Origin of the sequence: Gemmatimonas sp. (genome assembly GCF_046594945.1) — a bacterium.
Taxonomy (GTDB): Bacteria; Gemmatimonadota; Gemmatimonadetes; order Gemmatimonadales; family Gemmatimonadaceae; genus Gemmatimonas.
The window spans coordinates 1-4,083 of record NZ_JBKJRB010000045.1 but is presented as its reverse complement, the minus strand read 5'-3'; the positions used below and the strand labels follow the sequence as shown (position 1 = coordinate 4,083).

Annotated in this window: 5 protein-coding genes; all 5 read right to left on the bottom strand. The window is 61.1% G+C overall.

Annotated features, from left to right (window positions below):
• Positions 1 to 1,070: 1,070 nt before the first annotated feature.
• Positions 1,071 to 1,487 (bottom strand): DUF4145 domain-containing protein, encoded by a 417-nt coding sequence (locus tag ACLL97_RS05330; RefSeq protein ID WP_411279444.1) that lies wholly within the window; start codon positions 1,485 to 1,487, stop codon positions 1,071 to 1,073.
• 387 nt (positions 1,488 to 1,874) lie between these two features.
• Complete coding sequence (locus ACLL97_RS05325; protein WP_411279445.1) at positions 1,875 to 2,249, bottom strand: carboxypeptidase-like regulatory domain-containing protein; 375 nt, start codon at positions 2,247 to 2,249, stop codon at positions 1,875 to 1,877.
• A gap of 134 nt (positions 2,250 to 2,383) precedes the next feature.
• On the bottom strand, positions 2,384 to 2,680 hold the full coding sequence (locus ACLL97_RS05320; protein ID WP_411279443.1) for a hypothetical protein: 297 nt from the start codon (positions 2,678 to 2,680) through the stop codon (positions 2,384 to 2,386).
• Positions 2,681 to 2,704: 24 nt separating this feature from the next.
• Positions 2,705 to 2,926: a DUF433 domain-containing protein gene (locus ACLL97_RS05315; RefSeq protein ID WP_411279442.1), complete on the bottom strand. Its 222-nt coding sequence runs from the start codon at positions 2,924 to 2,926 to the stop codon at positions 2,705 to 2,707.
• Positions 2,927 to 3,266: 340 nt separating this feature from the next.
• Positions 3,267 to 4,083: transposase (locus ACLL97_RS05310; RefSeq protein WP_411279441.1), on the bottom strand; the 817-nt coding region annotated here is incomplete at its 5' end.

Genomic DNA, 4,083 nt, shown 5'->3' with positions numbered 1-4,083 from the left:
GGAGGGTTACGTGCGGTCGCAAATGACGCGCGTATCGTGCGAATCGCTCCGCGATGCCAGTATCAATGCCGAATCGAATGACCGAGAACTGTTTTCGCGCGACTTGGGACCGTTACCGTCAGTGCGTTGAGGCTTTTTCTACAGCCACAACGCCGCGTTCTGCTGCGAACGCTCAAATAAAATGCGGCCGGACGGGCGGCGTGCGCCAGCACGGCGACCGCCTGCCGCACACCGCACCGCGCTGCCAGCAGCAACGTTTCGTTAGATGGCAGGTGCCTCTGTGGTTGTGGTTCGATCCAGCTCATCTGTTGGATCAAAGTGCAGGCAGTACAGAATCACGCGGTCCCACAGAAGCATTGCCCATCCATGCACTCGGAGATCATCCGCTTCGAAGCAGTGGTACTTATGCGCAAATACCGCCTGGTATCTGCCAAGAGACGGTGACGCCCTAACCACGTTCCAATATTCGTGAAAGTGCAGTGTGTCTCGATTTTCAGGTTCCTGTACTTCGATGGAGTGAGTAGTAATGTCGGGCAAGTGGCTCTTGAACGTTTGATACCAGAGACCACGAACGATCTTCCACACCACGCGCTTAATGCGTTTGCCGTCCGTGCGCATCGCGACGAGACCTCGGGGTAGATGCAACCCTGATGGGCGCTCCTCCATTGATCTCAGAACCGCGCGATGGAGACCTATACCACTTCCGGATCTTGCTTTTCGAAACCCGTGTTGGACTAACGACGCGGCTGTTGGTGACTCGCTTGCAACGGTCGATAGCACTCGAACCACGTACTCCTCGTCTTTAGAAAAGGCGGAGTTGCACGCGGGGTGGGTTGGAAGCGTGACCAGCTGATCAACGTTGAACTGTTTGCGAATCTCCGGTGACCAAAGCTGCTGCGGTGGAACGTGATCCCGATTCACCGAACTCTGCAGCCGCTGTCCGCACAGATAGCAGGTCATAGGTCAATGGGTTCGAAAGAGACATCTAACGCTGGCTTCTGCAGCGGGCGTTCAAATGAGATGCGCGCGCAGCGCGCTACCTAAACCACGCCCGACTGCAGCAAACATCGTTATGTGGTGGATTCAAGTGCTGCGGCGCGACGCTTCTGGAATGCGGCGAATCGTTCTTGAAAGGTGAAGACATACTCAACGAGTGCTCGTGTAAAATCGAGAATATCCTTTGCATCTTGCGGGCTGACGACCACTTCGACGTCATGCGCGGCGTCATTCCCAAAAAGGCGCAAAGAGTCCGCCCATTCGAAGAGCTTTCTATCGATGACTTCGGAGTCTCGGAGCTTCTCTAAAGACTTTGCCAGATTGCGCTCCCTAACGTTGTGCTCAGCGCAAATACCCTCGAGAGTCTTGCGGCACATAATTGCTGCAGCGGTGAAGGCCTTTGCCCGAATGCAGGTAACTGCCTCCTCAAACGCGGCACGAATCGGCTTCGGCAAGCTTCCCGCGACTCGATCTGCATGCACGGGATACATCCGAAACGGAGTACCATACCCCTCGAAGTCCCACGCCTCTGACGCTAAGAATGGCGCGTTGCACTTTGGGCATCTGCAGAGACTGATCCGATAGGTGTCTCCAAAAGGGGAATCGAGGTCATAACAATGCAACATCTCGGCGTCTACGAGGCAGGAGCAGGCTTCGCATTCGAGCACCATTCCGGATCTCCTTCAGCTTGACGTGATAGCCAGTGTTATCCACATAACGCTGCGCTCTGCTGCAGCGACTATCAACAAACAGCCGTGAACGGAGGCGCGCCAGCGCCGCAGTTACACGGCGTACCGCACCGTCGCTGTCAGCAGCAGCGGCTCGTTCGACGTCCCGCGGAAACACTCGTCATCGCAGTGTCTGGTCTGCGACGAAGCTTAGCCGTTGGGCTGCAGTTCGCTCGACAGCGTGACACGCTGGAGATATTTGCAGCTGCCACTGCGAACAACACGGACATTCTCTCGGGTCCACCGCGCGTAGCCGGGTGCTTCGACGACTATTGAGTATGACCCGGGGCGTTCGGCGGCCCCGGTATAGACTCCTCCACTCAGCGTCAGCGTCTCCCGGTAGTCACCATCCGTCACCGTCACGACCGTCCCACTCGGTATCTGATTTATTCGCTTATCCAGGACCGATATCTGGATACCCGGCACGCCGATGCTGACGCAGTCACTCGAGGTTATGAGTGAGCAGCCCGAACCTACAACGGCGACGAGTGCGACACTCACGACGGAGTAAACCGAACTTCGCATTTCCATACTTACCCCAAAGTGAACGTTTTCTCGCTGTCGAACGCTTCAGGTTCAGTTGCAGCCGAACCAAATAATGCGAGCGCAGCGAGCCCTCACTCGCTCGGCTGTCAACTGCAACCTGTTGTTCGGCGTCCTCACGGAATGTGAATCTCGATGAAACGTTCCGTAGCACATCGAGCCACGGCGTCGGCAATGGCATCCGTCACGGTGCGAATGCGCGGCCAGCTCGTGGTGGTCAGGACTACGATACCGATGCGCCGTTCGGTCAGGTTTTGCTGATACTGCAGGTTCTGATCGGTCGTGATCATCACCTCGAATCCCGCGTCTTCCGCCGCTCGCAGTAAGTCGCCGTTCCGCAAGCTGGCCCACCCCCGCTCGTGTGCCGTTTCGACCGAATGCTGCGGCAAGTCACGACGAAGGGGAGCAGGCATGCCCTGATCGAACAGAACGCGCACCTACGCCGCACTCAGTCCGCTGCGGGCCACGTGCTCGAGTACCGCGCGCACCTGCTCGATGGTGACGCCAGGAAACCAATCGACGAAGTCGTGCGCCGTGGCGTTGTCTTCAAGATTCTCAAAGAGCGCGGCGACAGGCACTCGAGTGCCGCGGAACAGCCAAGCTCCGCTGTATCGCTCTGGATCACTCTCGACCGCGTGGCAGGAAGACCAGTCAATCATGTTCGAAGGATAGCACAAACCGGGATTTTCGGTACGCCGAACAAGTTAGAGGTTTTGCGTCGCGAAGCCGACGCCAAACCTCCGTTGAACTGAACCGCCGACGCCGCCCTCTGGAGTTTGCACCCGTCGCTCCGTCCGCGCTATCCGGACGTGCGGGGGTCCACCGCCGCGGTCTGCGCGGGGTGTGCGGCGTGAAGGGCCGAGCGCCGCGCGGCGCGGGCGCGTTTTCGCGGGAATCGGGACCGTGTGCGACGCACGCGCACGACGCCTCGACGGCGCGCGCGTGCGCGCGCCGGATGGAGGCTGCGTCGTGCTGGCCGAGGCGACGAGCGGGCGCGCACTACGGCGGCCTCGCGAGCGCGCGGACGCGAAGCAGCCGTCGCGTCCGCAGGAGGTGGCCCGTGCCACACTGCGGACAGCACGGGGCGGGCGCGATGCCACCAGGCCCGTCGGCGACGCGGTCGCGTTGCACGGGGGCGGGTGGGGCGAGCTGCTGTTGCAACTGCGTCCGGGTGGCCGCCGCTTGCGGACGCCACCAGCCATAGTAGCGGACTTTGTGCAAGCCGCGCGGGAGCACATGCTGCAGAAGGCGCCGTAGAAACTCCTCACCAGCAAGGGTCATGGTGCGCCACGCGCGCGCCTGCGCCTCCTGATAGCGAAACGTGACCGTCCTAGCGTCCACGCGGACGATGCGCGCGTCGGTGATCGCCGCGCGGTGCACGTACCGCGCGAGGTAGCGCAACACGCAATCCGCGCCCTGCACGGTGGGCTTGGCGTACACGACCCACGGCCGCTTCCACACCGTGACGGGCACCACGACCTCGGGCAGCAGGCGCTTGAGGCGCATCAGGAAGCGCGCCCGAAATCCGACGGACAACGCGCGCACCGGTACCAAGTAGTGTCCGCGTGCGCGACGCCACGTCTCCCCATCGATCGCGAGGCCGCCACCGGGCACCAAGCAGTGGACAGGCGGATGATAGACGAGAGTGCGCGTCCACGTAGGCAACACGGCGAGCATCCCGACGGTGCCGCTGAGGTAGTGCGGATCGGCCGCGAGCGCCTGCCGTGCGGCAGCGGCCGTTTGCATCAACACCGGGAGCAGCACACGCGCGTGGGTGCGCACAATCGCGCGCAACTCGGCGGGGAGCGTGAAGACC

Coding starts and splice junctions, on each gene's coding strand:
- ACLL97_RS05330 (WP_411279444.1), bottom strand. CDS start 1,487: ATGTATCCCGTGCATGCAGATCGAGTCGCGGGAAGCTTGCCGAAGCCG.
- ACLL97_RS05325 (WP_411279445.1), bottom strand. CDS start 2,249: ATGCGAAGTTCGGTTTACTCCGTCGTGAGTGTCGCACTCGTCGCCGTT.
- ACLL97_RS05320 (WP_411279443.1), bottom strand. CDS start 2,680: ATGCCTGCTCCCCTTCGTCGTGACTTGCCGCAGCATTCGGTCGAAACG.
- ACLL97_RS05315 (WP_411279442.1), bottom strand. CDS start 2,926: ATGATTGACTGGTCTTCCTGCCACGCGGTCGAGAGTGATCCAGAGCGA.